The sequence below is a fragment of the Collinsella sp. TF08-11AT genome, assembly GCF_003437035.1.
Lineage (GTDB): Bacteria > Actinomycetota > Coriobacteriia > Coriobacteriales > Coriobacteriaceae > Collinsella.
In genome coordinates this window covers 56,035-70,577 of the sequence record NZ_QSRL01000009.1, presented here as the reverse complement: position 1 = coordinate 70,577, position 14,543 = coordinate 56,035, and the positions used below count along the sequence as shown (strand labels likewise).

General features: G+C 55.4%; 15 protein-coding genes. 10 read left to right on the top strand and 5 right to left on the bottom strand.

Features of this window, described 5'->3' with window-relative positions; translation table 11 throughout:
• Positions 1-40: 40 nt before the first annotated feature.
• Complete coding sequence (locus tag DXC79_RS06990) at positions 41-328, top strand: PTS sugar transporter subunit IIB (protein ID WP_055252380.1); 288 nt, start codon at positions 41-43, stop codon at positions 326-328.
• A gap of 11 nt (positions 329-339) precedes the next feature.
• Positions 340-714, top strand: a complete 375-nt coding sequence (locus DXC79_RS06985; protein ID WP_055252379.1) for a VOC family protein — start codon at positions 340-342, stop codon at positions 712-714.
• 73 nt (positions 715-787) lie between these two features.
• Here the strand turns inward: DXC79_RS06985 and DXC79_RS06980 are convergent, their stop codons facing one another.
• The 3 genes from DXC79_RS06980 to DXC79_RS06970 are packed head-to-tail and all read right to left on the bottom strand — an operon-like array spanning position 788 to position 3,404.
• The gene (locus tag DXC79_RS06980; protein WP_117635644.1) at positions 788-2,083 is read right to left on the bottom strand and encodes a cell wall metabolism sensor histidine kinase WalK; all 1,296 of its coding nucleotides are present in this window, start codon (positions 2,081-2,083) and stop codon (positions 788-790) included.
• Entirely contained in the window at positions 2,067-2,843 is a 777-nt protein-coding gene (locus DXC79_RS06975) for a response regulator transcription factor (protein ID WP_117635643.1), read from the bottom strand. The genes DXC79_RS06980 and DXC79_RS06975 overlap by 17 nt, the downstream gene beginning before the upstream one ends.
• An 18-nt stretch (positions 2,844-2,861) precedes the next feature.
• On the bottom strand, positions 2,862-3,404 hold the full coding sequence (locus tag DXC79_RS06970) for a DUF4342 domain-containing protein (RefSeq protein ID WP_117635642.1): 543 nt from the start codon (positions 3,402-3,404) through the stop codon (positions 2,862-2,864).
• Between the two features lie 401 nt (positions 3,405-3,805).
• On the opposite strand from DXC79_RS06970, the gene DXC79_RS06965 reads away from it, so the two are divergent.
• Positions 3,806-4,537, top strand: a complete 732-nt coding sequence (locus DXC79_RS06965; protein WP_370445759.1) for a type IV toxin-antitoxin system AbiEi family antitoxin domain-containing protein — start codon at positions 3,806-3,808, stop codon at positions 4,535-4,537.
• Positions 4,538-4,555: 18 nt separating this feature from the next.
• Positions 4,556-5,443, top strand: a complete 888-nt coding sequence (locus DXC79_RS06960; RefSeq protein WP_117635663.1) for a nucleotidyl transferase AbiEii/AbiGii toxin family protein — start codon at positions 4,556-4,558, stop codon at positions 5,441-5,443.
• Between the two features lie 69 nt (positions 5,444-5,512).
• On the opposite strand, the gene DXC79_RS06955 is transcribed toward DXC79_RS06960, so the two are convergent.
• The gene (locus tag DXC79_RS06955) at positions 5,513-6,949 is read right to left on the bottom strand and encodes a hypothetical protein (RefSeq protein ID WP_117635641.1); all 1,437 of its coding nucleotides are present in this window, start codon (positions 6,947-6,949) and stop codon (positions 5,513-5,515) included.
• A gap of 290 nt (positions 6,950-7,239) precedes the next feature.
• Here DXC79_RS06955 and DXC79_RS06950 point away from each other — a divergent pair, with 290 nt between their 5' ends.
• The 6 genes from DXC79_RS06950 (at position 7,240) to DXC79_RS06925 (ending at position 13,283) form a co-directional block, all read left to right on the top strand.
• Entirely contained in the window at positions 7,240-8,157 is a 918-nt protein-coding gene (locus DXC79_RS06950; protein WP_117635640.1) for a hypothetical protein, read from the top strand.
• A 38-nt stretch (positions 8,158-8,195) separates the two neighbouring features.
• Positions 8,196-9,680, top strand: coding sequence for a VirD4-like conjugal transfer protein, CD1115 family (locus tag DXC79_RS06945; protein ID WP_117635639.1), 1,485 nt, complete (start codon positions 8,196-8,198; stop codon positions 9,678-9,680).
• Between the two features lie 114 nt (positions 9,681-9,794).
• On the top strand, positions 9,795-10,397 hold the full coding sequence (locus DXC79_RS06940) for a ClpP family protease (RefSeq protein WP_117635638.1): 603 nt from the start codon (positions 9,795-9,797) through the stop codon (positions 10,395-10,397).
• A 74-nt stretch (positions 10,398-10,471) separates the two neighbouring features.
• A complete protein-coding gene (locus tag DXC79_RS06935; RefSeq protein ID WP_117635637.1) occupies positions 10,472-11,299 on the top strand; it encodes a hypothetical protein in 828 nt (275 codons plus the stop codon).
• Positions 11,300-11,377: 78 nt separating this feature from the next.
• Positions 11,378-12,154 (top strand): HNH endonuclease, encoded by a 777-nt coding sequence (locus DXC79_RS06930; RefSeq protein WP_117635636.1) that lies wholly within the window; start codon positions 11,378-11,380, stop codon positions 12,152-12,154.
• 295 nt (positions 12,155-12,449) lie between these two features.
• Positions 12,450-13,283, top strand: coding sequence for a Dam family site-specific DNA-(adenine-N6)-methyltransferase (locus DXC79_RS06925; protein WP_117635635.1), 834 nt, complete (start codon positions 12,450-12,452; stop codon positions 13,281-13,283).
• Positions 13,284-13,407: 124 nt separating this feature from the next.
• On the opposite strand, the gene DXC79_RS06920 is transcribed toward DXC79_RS06925, so the two are convergent.
• Complete coding sequence (locus tag DXC79_RS06920) at positions 13,408-14,382, bottom strand: type II restriction endonuclease (RefSeq protein ID WP_147327485.1); 975 nt, start codon at positions 14,380-14,382, stop codon at positions 13,408-13,410.
• Between the last annotated feature and the right edge of the window lie 161 nt (positions 14,383-14,543).

The following is a 14,543-nucleotide window of genomic DNA, read 5'->3' as shown; positions in this document are numbered from 1 at the left end:
TACACTTACCTAAAGTAAACCATGAAGGGAGACATTACCTATGAAGAAGATCGTTTTGGCTTGCGGTGCTGGCGCTGCTACTTCCACGCTCGTTGCCCAGAAGGTCGCTACCATGCTCGACGCCAACGGTTATGCCGGCAAGTATGAGATCGTGCAGTGCGCCATCTCCGAGGCTAAGGACGCTTGCGACGAAGGCGCCGACCTGCTGATCGCCACCACCGTTGCCCCCGAGGGCCTCACCTGCCCGTACGTGAGCGGCGTGCCCTTCATGACCGGCATGAACCGCGTTGCTGCCGAGAAGGCCGTTCTCGACGTCATGGCTCAGTAGGCGCTGCCTGTATGAATGAGCAGAACGCCAATCCGGTCGAGCTCTTTGGCATGCGCGTCGCCCATGTGGGCATCAACGCCGCCGACCCGGCAGACGCCTTGGAGATCGCGGAGCTGTTCTCGACGATGATGGGCTTGCCCGTTATCGAGACCCCGGTTTCGTACTTTAACGATTCGCTGATCGAGGTCATGAAGCAGAACGGTCGTGGCACCAAGGGCCACATCGGCTTTGCCGTCAACGACATCGATGCGGCCGAGAAGTGGTTTGCCGAGCGTGGGCTCGAGGTTAACGAGGAGTCGCGCGCGCTGCTGCCCGACGGTTCTACCAAGCTCGTGTACTTTAAGCGCGAGTTCGCCGGCTTCGCCGTGCATCTGTGTCGCGAGTAGCGCACAAACTGCCATAACGAACAAAAGGGATAGGGCCGCATGGCCTTATCCCTTTTTTACGCCGAGGGGCTTCCTACCGTGGCAGGCGAATCGTAAAGCGGCTGCCGACGCCTTCGACCGAGGTCACGCCAATAACGCCGCCATGGCTATCGACAATCCACTTGGCAATGGCAAGCCCCAGACCCGAGCCCTGCGCGCCGGCATCGCGTGCGTTGTCGGCACGGTAGAACCGTTCAAACGCGTGAGCTGCGGATTCCTGATTCATGCCGATACCCTCGTCCTCAACACTTATGTCGATCGCGCCCGTGCCCGTATCCTGCGCTACGCCAAAGGTGATGGACGTGCCCGCGTCCGAATACTTGGCGGCGTTTTGCACGATCACGCGCAGGGCCTGCTTCACGAGCGCCACGTCGACAGAAGCATCGCAGCGCGGGTCGCTGGCGAGCGCAGTGTCGTACGCCAGCCGATACGTGTGCTCGGCATCGATCATCTGCGATTCCTCGCACACCTCGCCGACCAGTGCGGCCATGTTGGTGTCCACGCGCCTCAGTACGGTGCGGCCGGCATCGCCGCGCGCCAAAAACAGCAGCTGCTCCACGAGCTCTTGCATGTGCTCGCTTTCGGCCTTGAGGGACGCGATGGATTCTGTCAGCACGTCCGGGTCGTCTTTGCCCCAGCGGTCGAGCATGTTCACGTAGCCCTGAATCACCGCGATGGGCGTGCGCAGCTCGTGGCTCGCATCGTTGACAAAGCGCATCTGCTGTAGCTTGGCCTCTTGCATCTGGCGCAGCAGGCGGTTGAGCGCGACCTCGATGCTCGCCAGGTCGGCGTCGCCGGTGGTGACGCTCGGCGAGTCGACACTCGCGCGTTCGATTGCCTGCTCCAGCGTTTCCATCTTGCCGCCGGAGAGCTGCATGCGGCCGAGCTCGTCCACGCGCAGGGCCAGGTCGTTGAGCGGTGCCATGGTGCGGCGCACGCGGCGAGCGCCGCTGAGCATGTTGAGCACGCTGATGACTTGCCCGCCCGCAACGACAAGATAGAGGGGCCACAGCGCGATGAGGTCCTGCGCGAGGGGGAAGGTCTTGGTGGTGCGCGCAAGCTCGACGGTATAGGTGAGCGTGGCCAGGTCCAAGCCGCGCGCGGGCGCGAACGACATGCCGTGAACGGTGGCGCCGGGGATCCAGCCTGCGGTAAACGCGCCGTCGGGCAGCGTCTGGTTGTAGCCATAGACCAGGATCGCCGCCGCAACAACCAGCAGCCACAGATCGAGCCAGACGTAGCTCATCAGGCGGCGCCACATGTAGCTCCAGTTGATGGCGCGGGCAATGGAGGTGACGCGCTTGGTCTCGGCGTTATGCGCGGCAGACATAGCCCACCCCGCGCACGGTCTGGATGATGCGGGCGCCGCCGGCGTCTTCAATCTTGGCGCGTAGGTGCGCGATGTGCACGTCGACGTTGTTGGTGTCGCCTACGTATTCGTAGCCCAGCGCCTCGTGCGCGATGCGCTCGCGCGTGAGCACGGTGCCGGCATGCGCCATAAGCAGGGCGAGGACGTCGAACTCTCGGGCCGTGAGTACGATGGTTGAACTACCAACGATGACTTCGCGGCGGTCGGGATCGAGCGCAACCGAGCCCACGGTGAGCACGGCGGGGGAGGGCACGGCAGAGGTTTTGGCCGAGTCGCTAGCCGGGGACGTCGCGGCGGTACCGGCACCCGTAGCGCCCTCCCCGGTCCCAGCGCCGCTAACGCCCGAAGCCGTCCGCACGGCCTCCGAGCGCTTCAGCGCCACGCGGATCCGTGCGAACAGCTCCTCAATCGCAAACGGCTTGGTCAGGTAATCGTCGGCGCCGGCATCGAGCCCGGCAACCTTGTCCATCACGGCATCGCGCGCAGTGACCATGATCACCGGCACATCCTTGCGCTTGCGGATACGCCGCAGTACCTCCATACCGTTGAGCTGCGGCAACAGCACATCGAGCAGAATCAGATCATAGTCGCGCTCCAGCGCCATGTCCACGGCGGTGCGGCCGTCGGCGGCGTGCTCCACCTGGTAGCCCTCGTGCTCCAGCTCGAGCGTCACAAAGCGGGCGATTTTCTCCTCGTCCTCTACGATCAGGATTCGTGCCATACGTGCCCCCATCTGCGATTACTTGTCGTCGTTCAGATTTTGCTTGATGTCGTCCGCGGCATTGGCAGCGCTGTCCATCAGGTTGTTGATGCTGCCGGGCACGTCGCCGTCGCTATCGATGCGGTAGCGCATGCCAAAGAACAGGCCAAGCAGCATCAGCCATATCGTGGCGCCCCAGGCAAACAGGGCGACGATGGGAATCAGGATGGGGATGTTGAGGATGATCGCGTCGCGGCGCGTGGCGATAAACTTGGTGTCCAGGCTCAGACGGAAGAGCTTTTTGAGGTACTCCCACACGCCGTCCATCTTCTTGGAGAAGTCGGTCTTTTCGCTCGACTTTTCGTAGGCGACCTGCGCGGCGACCATCTCGGCCGAGGGCTCGTCGGCCGGCGCGGACTCGGTGGCGGCGTGCGCCGACGTGGTCTGGGTCTTGCCCTGCGACTCGAGCCAAATGATGGCGTCCAGAACGTTGCCGTCGGAGGCGTCGAGCGCGGCCTTGGCATCGGTATAGCTCACGTTGCACTTGGTGCGGATAGTTTCAACTTTTTCGAGGTCGTCCATGACCTTTCCTTTCGTTCGATGGGCGCGACGCCGGGCGATCTACCCAGGCGCGAGCGTTGTGTTCGGCGGCCTGCGTTGCACCGCTCCGCCCTTGGTCGAACTCTATAGTGCAGGTTATAGATTAAGCGATTCTTGAGCCAAGATTAATGTTGGATGAGTTTTTGGGTGGCGGTGGGGAAGGGAGAGGTGTCCTTCTGGGTAGCTAGCAGCGAGGTCTAATACTTTTCCGAGAAGTGAACGAGCTAAATCGGACCCCCGAAGCATCGACACTCTGAGCGTGTCGTTTCCTGCGGTTTTAATGCCGGAATCCTGCGATTTCACCGCCGAAAAATGCGGATGCTCCAGGGGTCCAAAAACAGACGCTCACTTCACGGAAAAGTATTAGACCTCGATAGCGGGGGATGGTGAGCCGGTATCAAGCCGGCGGCAGAAATGGGATAAGAAAGGTGTATGGATCGCATGGATCAAAACTACGTTGCAAAAGTATGAAAATATCCTACAATTGCAACATGAAGTACTTTAGTAACATAACGGCGATAAGTGAGCTCTCTGAGAGCGAGGGCGTGTTCACCACAGCTCAGGCGGCTCGCATGGACATCTCTCGAGATGCGCTGGCACACTCATGCCGTGCGGGTCGTCTTGAGCGGATATGCCACGGCGCCTACCGGATGGCTGGAACACAGCGCCGAGACACCGACGAGCTCAACGCTTTTTGGAAGCTCACCAATCCTTCCCTTTGCGCGTGGGAGAGAAAGCGCCAGTGGGATGGCATTGCCGTGAGCGGTACGACTGCGGCGAACCTGCAGCAAATGGGCGATTTCTATCTGTCCCCCTACAGGATGACCGCGCCCATGCGCATCAATACGAGAAGCGAATCCCTATCTTTTGTAAAGCGCGAGATTGCCGAGCGGGATATCGTTTGGCTCGACGGCCTGCCGGCAACTAAACCCGAGCGCACGCTTGTCGATCTTTGCCTCGATTGCGAAGACCCCTCATTAATTATCGATGCCTATCACGACGCGCTTGGGCGAGGGCTCGATATACAGCGGCTGAAAGAACTCGTAAAGGAGAGCTCTAAAACCGCCAAACGACGCGAACTAATGAGGCCTTTGCTGATGGTACTGAACGGGTAATGCGAAACGGAGGACATGGTGAAGTACAAAACGCCTGCCGCATTGGAGATGGCTGTTAGGAATGCCGCAAGAGAATCGCCAATGGATACCAATCGGGCGATCGTCGGTTTCTACTTTCATCGCTTCCTATGTCGCGTTTTTTCAGAAGATGACGGCAGCTTTGTGCTCAAGGGCGGCCAAAGCGTCCTGGCGCGAACACTCGATGCGCGTGTCACAAGAGATATCGACTTGGTTGCTCAAGAGGAAAGTCTCGAAGATGCTATTGCCGATCTGGTGCAGGCGGCTTCGATTGATCTGGACGATTTCGTTTCGTTTGTCTTTGATCGTGCAGAGCGGATCAAAGAAGAAGATGAGTATCGGTGCGGTGCTAAGGTGTGGTTCACCCCCTTTATGGGAACCAAGAAGCTACAGCCAATTTCAATTGACTTGGTAATTGATGAAGTGCGGGGACTTGAGCCTGAGGTTCTTGCGCCGATCGATCGTTTGAATATCGAGGGGCTTCCAGTCTGCGACTATCGAGTATGCCGAGTGGAGAGCGCTCTTGCAGATAAATTGCTTGCAATGATAGAGATACATGAGGGCCGTGCTTCATCGCGAATCAAGGATATAGTCGACATCTTGGTGTACGCGAGAACTTGCTTCGTCGATGGAGCTACGCTTGTCGAGAGAGTCGAGAAAGAAGCGTCTGCCCGCAAGGTGGTAATGCCGGAAGAGTTCGTGGCGCCTCTCTGGTGGAAACAAAATGGTTCTGCGCAGTATGTGAAGATGGCAAGGCAGGCGGGGGTACTTGATCTCGCGGGGAGTATCACTGGAGCAGAAGAGGTCGTCAATCGGTTGTATGCTCCGTGCTTCGATCGTTCGGAGAATGTGCGCAAATGGAATCCCCAGACTACGGGATGGGAGTAGCCCAGACAGTTAAGCCGGCGGCAGGAGCTGGTCCCGCCGCCGGCTTGGGGCGTTACTGCTGCCTATGTGTTACTCGCAGATTTGGTCGAGCACTTCGGTGATGGTCTTTTTTGCGACTTCGAGGTTGCGCTGGGCTTGGGCGACGGCAGCCTCGGCTTGTTTCTTTGTTTCTACGACCTCGGCAAAGCGATTGATGGATTCGCTGTACTCGCGCGTGCGCGGGTCGAGCGCTGGCGGGACTTCGATCTCGAACAGGTCGTTAGGGCGGATGGCGCGGATGCTGGCTGCTTCGGTTAATGCTTGAATCAGCTGTGCCCCATGGCCTTCGGTAAGGTATCCAACGATTATCTCCGAAAACACTACGCGCTCCTCTTCGGTCATCGTTTGGAACGACGGGCGAATGACGGTGGTGTTATGCGAAGCAACTAGGTGTTGCTTCGCGTCATCGGCGCTGACGACGAGCAGGTTGGACGCGCCGTAGCGACCCAGCATGCGTGGCATGACGATATCTCCAGCGCGGAGCTCATATCGATCGAGAACGCTGGGGTTCACCTTTACGATTTTGGAATCCGAGCTATTTGCACTCTCTACAGCATATGCGGGTAGAAGGTTGCCATCTTGAAAATCCTGAGATGAGATGCGGCGTACCTCGATTGCATCAATGTCGTTTGATGTGGTGCTCTCGCGGGGCATAAATGGAGCTACTCGCGTAAAAGCGTCACCGAGCGTAGCCCTGTAGTTTCGGGTGAGGCTGATAAGGCTGATTTTGCCTTTTGAGAGGGCTGCGCGATGCAGCAGCAATTCACGCGTGGCAAAAGTGGACGTTTCGATAGGCGTTGATCTGGGCGTATTGGTATCAATGCGGGCCCAGTCGGGGGAGATGGAAAAGGTGATATCTGAGTAATACGATGTTTCTGTCACATATCGAAAACGCGGCCCGGATTCGATTGCGCTGCGAAATGCAACGCTGCGATTTCCTGAAGACAATATGAGAAGCGCGCTTGTCATGTAGGGCCTGGGTTCAGAAAGTGGCAAATACACGACGCTCTCGATGAGTCCTTCGCGTATCAGGATCGTGCGCGCCTGCTCGGCTTTATCGAGTAGGTCGGCGGGCAGCACTACGGCTGCGCGAGTGCGATTCGAAAGGGCGAGCGCATACAGACACCAAATAAAGGGACCCCAGTCACAGAAATCGAGGTAGCCGGGCTCTAAGTAATCGATCAAGGCGATACATTCTTTTTCGATGTCGTGTTTGCCCGTACGGTAATACCCCGATGCGTCGATAAACACCGGAGCCGCATCGCCATTGCCCGCGCCCTGCCTGCCGGGTTCAAGCTCGCAAATATCGGGTACGCCGTTGCTGTTCAGGCTGAAACATTCACGAAGCGCCTTACAGTCGATGGCGCCAGGCAGACGGACGGTGAGTAGACGGCTGCCCTGCTCCAGATTAAGCGCGCGTGAGAGGGCGGCGGCGGTGAGACGTGGCAATGATGTTGTTTCACGCATGTATAGAGCCCTTTCTTCTTAGTGGGTTATATATTAGCAGAAAAATTTGATAATTTCTAATGACGAGAACAGAGCACTGTGCTATTCTCGAAGTAATCCAAAACCAACTCAATACAAACTGCTTGATGCAATCGCTACACAGCCTTTAGGTAAACTGCGCTATCAAGCAGGGTGATTTCACTAACGAAGCTACAGGTTAGGTCGATTGTCATCGTCCATGCCTCAGACCATTCTAAAACATAGAACAGACTTATCGACAAACATCCGCAACCGGATAGGAAGAAGCATTCATGAAGAATGAAGACAGCATTTACGAGGTGTTCCTCAACACGATCGACGAAGATCTCCGCAGCATGTGCAAAAAGAACGGGAAGGCAGAGATGCCGTTTCCGTATCCGTACTGCGGCGAGCAGGATACCGAGCGCTTGGCCAAGGCACTCGTTGACGTGCTGGAAAAGCACTCGCCCGATATTCCCGGGCTGGTGCCCGAGCAGTATCGAGACGATGTGCACGAGGCCCGCGAGCTTTTGGCCGCAGCGTCGCTCGCTTTGTTGTCGCTGTATTTTCCCCAGCGCGATAACTGCGCGCACTGCATGGCCATCTTAATTGGCATGTTTGAGCACGGAAGCAATCCGCGCTTTAAGTCGAGCGGTGTGCGCATGTTCGAGCAGGTTACGACAGGTATGAAGTACTCGTCTGAACAAGGTGGATATATTCTGTCTCGCTTTGTGCGAAGCATTGACTACAAAAGACCCTGCGACCACGTGCATCGCGATGGGTCGCGCGGTTTTACGGCGGACGAGGACGATGCCGTCATGTTTTATAAGCGCTATCTCAAGGTGCAGAGACACGTATTCGATACCAGTCCGCGTTTCAACTTTGAGCTATGCGTCAAACGCCCGTTTGAGGCTCTTTCGGACAATCGGGAGAACTTTTATTGCATGGAGGAAAAGATGGAAATCGATTTGGCAACTAAGGTACGGGAGCTCCAGGACCGCTACACCCTCAACTTCGCTCAGGCCAAAGAGTATGGCCTGCTCGACAAGCTGATGATTGATGCATTGCTTGCATATCTGCGCGACGGGTCAGTCTCAATCGCGGCGCGCGAGAGCTATGTGGCGCAAACCGAGCGTCTGATTGACGGTGCGGTCAAGTTGCCGTGTGCGACGAGCCCCAAGGAGGGCGCAGACGTCGACCGTATTTCCTAGCAATCACGCAGAACTATCGACAAGAAAGGGGCCGTGCAATGTCGGTCATTAAGATGTACGGCTACGAGGCCGCGCAGCAAACGGAGTATCAGACCAAGAAGTGGGCGACCAAGGAGGAAATGCAGACGCTGTCATCCGGCGATGAGCAGCGCGATGTGATCTTGGCGCAAGGTGCCACGGTGGCTTTCTACGAGGGCGACAAGCACTGGGAGACGAGCGTGTCCAACAATGTGTTTGCCTTTGGCGGTACCGGCAGCGGCAAAACGGCGAGTTTCATTTTGCCCAACCTGCTCAATCACCACGAGTGCTGCTATGTGGTCACGGACACCAAGGGCGAGCTGCTGCGCCGTACGGGGAAGGGCTTCGAGGAGGACGGCTACGAGGTAACGGTTCTCGACACCATCAATCCCGAGCAGTCGTCCGGGTACGATCCTTTGCGCTACGTGATGGATGTCGAGGATATCCCCACCACAGTGGCGTCAATCATGGAGGGGGTCGATCCTGACAGGCGTAGCTTTAGGGACGATCCGTTTTGGGACAATGCGAGCGATCTGCTACTTCGAGCGATTATTGGAATCCTGTTCCTCTTAGAGTGCCTTGCCGGCACATTTGCGCCGGACGGGGATCCCGCAGCTCCGCGACGCTATCTTAAGATGAACAACGTCTTTAAGCTGGCGGCACTCATCAAGGTTACGGGAGATGGCGAGGGACGATTTCCGCTGGATCACCTTGTGGAGCAGGTGGAGTCCAAGGAATTTCTTGGCAAGTATGATTCTGCGAACGCGGACCTGTATGGCGTTGAACAGTATCGTGATTTTCGCGGGGCAGCCGATAGAACGCTTAAGAGCATTCTGATCACGCTTAACGCGACCATCTCGCGGCTTAAGACCCCCCAGCTCATGCGCGTCTTTGAGAAAGACGAGATGCGCCTCGACCGTATCGACGAGGGCAAGCGCGTAATCGATCTTAAGGTGAGCGACAACGACTCGACCAATGCATGGCTTGCGAACGTTGCCCTTAAGCAGCTGTTTAACCTGGCCCAGCGCCGCGCTGATTCCAACCCCAGCGGGCATTTGCAGCGCCACGTGCACTTTATTCTGGATGAGTTTCCCAACGTGGGCCGCATTCCCGATTTTGAGCGGAGTATTGCGACCGTGCGCAGCCGTGGCATTAGCTTTTTGATGTGCGCGCAATCGCTGAGTCAGCTCGATGGTGCGTACGGCAAATCCGCAGCGCTTACCATCCTCGATAACTGCGACAGCTTGATCTATATGGGCGGCGGCAGCAACATCGCGACACAGGAGTACATAAGCAATCTGTGCGGCGAGTCGGTTCTGGGCACCAATTACGTGGGCGCCGAGCGTACTGCCGTCGATGTGCGCGGTTGCGTGATAACCCCGGGCGAGGTGGGGCTTATGCCGCGTACCGACTGCCTGGTCAAAGTAACCGGCATGCGCCCCTTCCGTGCCAAGAAGTATTTTTGCGGCGACCATCCCAATGCGGCCAAGTGGCTGAGGGATTAGTCCTTGCAGCTTCGCGCGCTCCATCTTGCCTATTTGACCGCACGGCTTCCATTGGCCGCTAGCCGTGCGGCCTCGTTTTACTTCCTTACCGATTCCGTTTAGAAGGGAATTACCATGTCCGTTATGTATCGTGAGCCTAGCATTATCAAGAAGTCCAAGGACGGTCGCGTTGCCGCCGTCGATATGGCAAGTGAGCTGCTTAACAGCCGCGTGCTGCTGCTGGAAGGCGAGGTCAAAGATGTGACCTGCAATGGCCTTATTAAGTCCATGCTGGTGTTGGAGCATCAGAGCGCCACCGAGCCCATCACCCTCATCATCAACAGCCCGGGCGGTAGCGTTACGGCGGGGCTGGCGCTCATCGACACCATGCAGTCGCTCGACTGCCCCGTGATCACGGTGGGCGAGGGCGTCGTGGCCTCGATGGCCGCGGTGATCTTGGCCTGCGGCGACCACCGCCAGGTATACCGCCACACGCAAGTGCTCATCCACCAGTTGATGGGCGGCACGGGCATGGCGCAGCAGACCGATATCGAGATCGTGGCCCAGCACACGGCGGCCATGCGCGCCGAGCTGGACGAGCTGCTGGCCGAGCATGGCAACCTGAGCGCCCAGGAGTTCCACGAGCTCACCGAGCGCGACTGCTGGTGCAACGCCAGGCGCGCTCTGGAGTTGGGTCTGGTGGACGAGGCGATTGCTCCGAGTAAGAAGGCGCTCTAGCGGGGCTCATATCTTGTGGGCATATAGAGCGGGGCGAACGATCGCGTAGTTTAACGGCCAGAAAGAGGTTGAACATGAGCAGGATTTGGGATGTCGACGGCATTGAGTGGGAAGACCTGCCCACCGTGAGCGACCTGCTGTGCGCTGCGGACACAAAGATCCTGGCGCGCGAGGTTGCCCTGCGATACGGCGGCAAGCCGGACGGCCGCGGCCGTGTCGATAACGAGCGCAGCTTAAAGCGCGCCCGCCGCAAGGTCAAAAAGCTGCGCAAGGTTGACCCCGAGCCCAGCGACAATATCGTCCTGCTGCCCAAGCACGTCATCAATCGTCGTGGTGCAGGCCACGGCTTTGGCTATTACGACGTGGAGCCGTGCATCTTTACACGCGGCGGCGTTCAAATGCTAGGTGAGGATGTGCTCGCCAAAGTACGTCCGTGGGAATTGATCTTGATGGATGATGAGTCCGCGAGCGAAATGCTGGGCTATCGCGTATGGCTCGGCGGCGAGTGGGACCTGTGCGAGCGCTACCGCTTTTTGGCCGTGGTGTGCGTTCGCATGCTGAACAGCATCCGGGCGCAAAAGGAGCTGCGCAAGTGCCTCGTGCAGGGCGAGACAGCCTGTGATATGGACGAGGACGAGGCGATCGAAGGGATTCGCCGCGACGTGCTGTATCCCGAGGAAGTGATCAACGCCAAACTCGGCGGCTATTGGGATGCGAGTTTGGGACTCAACCTGCCCTGGAAGAACGAGCACCGGCAGACTTGCACGCGAATCGACAGGGCTATCGATGACCTGTTTTCTAAGGAAACGAAGCGCTGCGCTGCCGAGCTTGGGAAGAAACTTGAGCGAGGGTATGAGGAGCGCAGGGAGGTGCCGTTGTTTCAATCATTCACCGACGAATGAGAAAAAGGCGGCGGCCGCGGTCCCCCGCGGGATTATCCTGGACCTATTACGTGAGCGGTGCGCGGGCGAGGAGCAATCATGGCTGGTCGTGGAAGCAAATGGTCGAGGGAAGAAACCCTTGCGGCTCTGTTTCTGTACCTCGCCCTACCATCGAAAAAGGTTGATGATACAAACGAGGATGTCCAGGCGCTAGCTAAGGCCATTGGCAGAACGCCGGGCGCGGTTGCTCTAAAAATCTGGAACCTTGCATCATTCGATGAGCGTCGACGTGCTCGCGGCAAGGTTGGAATGACCCATGCAAGCAAAATGGACAAGATGGTTTGGGCTGAGTATTCCTCTGCTGGTGATGAGCTTGTCGAGGAGGCGACTGAGGTTTTCCTCAACCGTTTCGATTTTAAAGAACCGCTAAGTGATGAGCTGAAAGAGACGATCGGCTTTGATTTGCCAGAGGGCAAGGAGCGCGAGGCAATTGTTTCGATGCGGGTGAACCAGGAGTTCTTTCGAAATACCCTGCTCGTCAATTACGATTCAAGATGCTGCTTGACGGGGCTAACGAACAAGGCTCTGTTGGTTGCTAGCCATATCAAGCCCTGGAAAGTCTCTGATCCAAAGACGGAGCGACTCGCGCCCGACAACGGCTTGCTTTTGAACGCATTGCACGATAAAGCGTTCGACCGGGGACTAATCACCATTACGAAGGACCTAAAGATAGTGGTGTCTAGCGTGGTCGAGCACGAAACTCCTGAGGACGAGTACTTGTGGCGCTACAACGGAGAGCCGATTACGCTTCCGAAACGATTCGCCCCAAGAGCTGAGTTTATTGAATATCACAACGATATGGTGTTTAAGGGGTAGGGGTCCGTATGGAAAGCCCGAGTTGAAAGCGATTGTTGTTAAGACGTTGCTTAAGCGTCCTCGTTATCCGGAGACATTTTTAGTATTTGAGGGTCGTTATTAATTATTAGGAATGATTTTCGAAGAGTATTGGCTTTATTTGGCTTAACGATGGATATGGGGGTGCGTGCCATGCTTCGCTGCCGATTCTTGGGTTGAGGAAAGGGATATTGATGTGCGCAACGTGTGTTGTGTCCCAGCTAGCGTCTAAACTAAAATCCTTGAGTCTGAACATGGACGGCGCATCGGAGGTTTGATGTCGGTAATTGTTCCCCCCATTAAATGCCAGGGAATTAAAACGAAGCTAGTCCCCTTCATTGAGGAGACAATAAACTGGGATAAGCAGCAGGGGATATGGTACGAGCCGTTTTTGGGGAGCGGGGTTGTGCTATTTAACGTTTGTCCACAGAGAGCGGTGGTCGGTGATCGCAATCAACACATTATTGATTTTTATAGAAGCGTGCAGCGGCATGAAATAACATCAGAGTCTATGCGGGAATACCTTGAACGCGAATCTGTGATGTTGCGTACTGGTGGAGCGGAATACTACTACGAGGTAAGGGACAGATTCAATACAAGTCATTCACCGTATGACTTTATCTTCTTAAATAGGTCCTGTTTTAACGGCGTTATGCGTTTCAATAGGAGCGGGATGTTTAACGTTCCATTTTGCAAGAAGCCCGAGCGTTTTTCCAGGTCGTATATAACTAAGATATGCAATCAGATTGATAGGGTGCAGGCTGCCATGGAAGGCAAAGACTGGGAGTTCAAATCTTGCGATTGGAAAGAGATTATGCGGGCGCCAAGAAAAGGCGACTGTGTTTATCTCGACCCTCCTTATATCGGCCGCGATACAAATTATGTGGGTGAATGGCCAGAGTCTGAAGCTGTTGCTCTGGCTGATGCTGCTCATGCGACTCAGGCGGATGTCTATCTTTCCATGTGGAAAGAGAATAAGTACAGGGTGAATGAGCATATTGAAAACTGTTGGAGTGATTTTGAGTGCTTTGAATTCTCCCATTTTTATCACGTCGGCTCGAAGCAGAGCTTACGCAATTCAATGATCGAAGCGCTTCTCGTGAAGGCCTAAGAAATAACTCTTACTTGGTTCATGTGCTGGAAATGATGATATAGAAGTAGATGGAATAACGTCCCCTAGTCCACCTTTAATCTCGTGTTTCCCTTTCCTTCGTCCACTTTTCTCCTAATAGCCGTTACTTTCTGTCGCCCCGGCTGTCGTTGACGACATCGCCATAGGAGAGAATTCGATCGCGTAGGCTTGAATCAATTTCAATAACGTTTGTTTCGACCCATCTTCTGAATCCCTGAAAGTCGGTGTAACTCTTTTCTTTCGCTGTATATTTTGGATAGTTTCGCCAATAAAGTTCGAATGCATCGTTCCCCATCTTTGAAAAAGGCCCTGAACCCTGAGTGAATGGGCTGATTGAATTCGAGGAAATAGTTCCGATATTTTCGGTATTGCCGCTACCGGTGGTGAAGTCTGAAATGCGGTATTTCTCTTGAATAAAGAATTCAACATTGCTGTAGGGTTCGGGTATTTCTTTTAATTGGTTAAGGGGGTAGCAGGGACGTGCGCTCTCTATTTCGTCGTTTCGGTCGTAGACGAATCCGATTACGTAGTGTTTGCAGAACTGATTATAGGGATAGAGGATGTTCTTCCTCCCATCGCGCAGAAAAGATGCATATGATCCAAGTGTAAATTTATATGGAGCAATGCCTCCTCTCTTTAGGTGCTTTCGATAAGTTGATTTGACATCGACAGCAATTCGATTCCCCTCTTCGTTTTGAGGGGTTAGTACAAAGTCCGGATAGTAGTTTTGTTTGTCTGGGGTCGTTAGCGTAAACCCGAAGTCGTCGGCAATCTCCTTGAGCAACGGCTCGGTAAGCATCTCGAAAATTCTTCCGAGCAGTTTCGTGTCATATCCGATTGGATAGATGGTTTCGTCGCGAAAAGCAAATCCCTTAGCAACCCAATCGACATTATGCTCGGCTACAGTTTTATTGAATTCGCTAATTAAATCAAACATTGTTGTCTCTATTTCAATCGATGCCTGCAGAGAAATATCGATGGGTCGGTTTGCGTTGATTGTAGCTCGCCAATGAATAAAAACAAGGATGCATTCGGTCGCCTTCGGCTCTGCTCGAGGTTGCCAATCAAGGTGATTCAAGTTTGCTGCGAGTGCGCCCTAACAGTCATTACGTCGTATACGAGTTGTGCTAATCTATTTGTGAACGGCGGAGCCCTTTATGGATGGCTTCGCCGTTCACCGTTAAATAGCGGCACTTTCAATCTCTTGGTCATATCGACTGAGTAAAATGTTGATTGTTC

What these genes read in the sequence shown, in the direction of transcription:
- DXC79_RS06980 (WP_117635644.1), bottom strand. Translation starts at nt 2,083, where the DNA reads ATGTCTGCCGCGCATAACGCCGAGACCAAGCGCGTCACCTCCATTGCC.
- DXC79_RS06970 (WP_117635642.1), bottom strand. Translation starts at nt 3,404, where the DNA reads ATGGACGACCTCGAAAAAGTTGAAACTATCCGCACCAAGTGCAACGTG.
- DXC79_RS06985 (WP_055252379.1), top strand. Translation starts at nt 340, where the DNA reads ATGAATGAGCAGAACGCCAATCCGGTCGAGCTCTTTGGCATGCGCGTC.
- DXC79_RS06925 (WP_117635635.1), top strand. Translation starts at nt 12,450, where the DNA reads ATGTCGGTAATTGTTCCCCCCATTAAATGCCAGGGAATTAAAACGAAG.
- DXC79_RS06935 (WP_117635637.1), top strand. Translation starts at nt 10,472, where the DNA reads ATGAGCAGGATTTGGGATGTCGACGGCATTGAGTGGGAAGACCTGCCC.
- DXC79_RS06950 (WP_117635640.1), top strand. Translation starts at nt 7,240, where the DNA reads ATGAAGAATGAAGACAGCATTTACGAGGTGTTCCTCAACACGATCGAC.
- DXC79_RS06930 (WP_117635636.1), top strand. Translation starts at nt 11,378, where the DNA reads ATGGCTGGTCGTGGAAGCAAATGGTCGAGGGAAGAAACCCTTGCGGCT.
- DXC79_RS06965 (WP_370445759.1), top strand. Translation starts at nt 3,806, where the DNA reads ATGGTGAGCCGGTATCAAGCCGGCGGCAGAAATGGGATAAGAAAGGTG.
- DXC79_RS06955 (WP_117635641.1), bottom strand. Translation starts at nt 6,949, where the DNA reads ATGCGTGAAACAACATCATTGCCACGTCTCACCGCCGCCGCCCTCTCA.
- DXC79_RS06945 (WP_117635639.1), top strand. Translation starts at nt 8,196, where the DNA reads ATGTCGGTCATTAAGATGTACGGCTACGAGGCCGCGCAGCAAACGGAG.
- DXC79_RS06975 (WP_117635643.1), bottom strand. Translation starts at nt 2,843, where the DNA reads ATGGCACGAATCCTGATCGTAGAGGACGAGGAGAAAATCGCCCGCTTT.
- DXC79_RS06940 (WP_117635638.1), top strand. Translation starts at nt 9,795, where the DNA reads ATGTCCGTTATGTATCGTGAGCCTAGCATTATCAAGAAGTCCAAGGAC.
- DXC79_RS06990 (WP_055252380.1), top strand. Translation starts at nt 41, where the DNA reads ATGAAGAAGATCGTTTTGGCTTGCGGTGCTGGCGCTGCTACTTCCACG.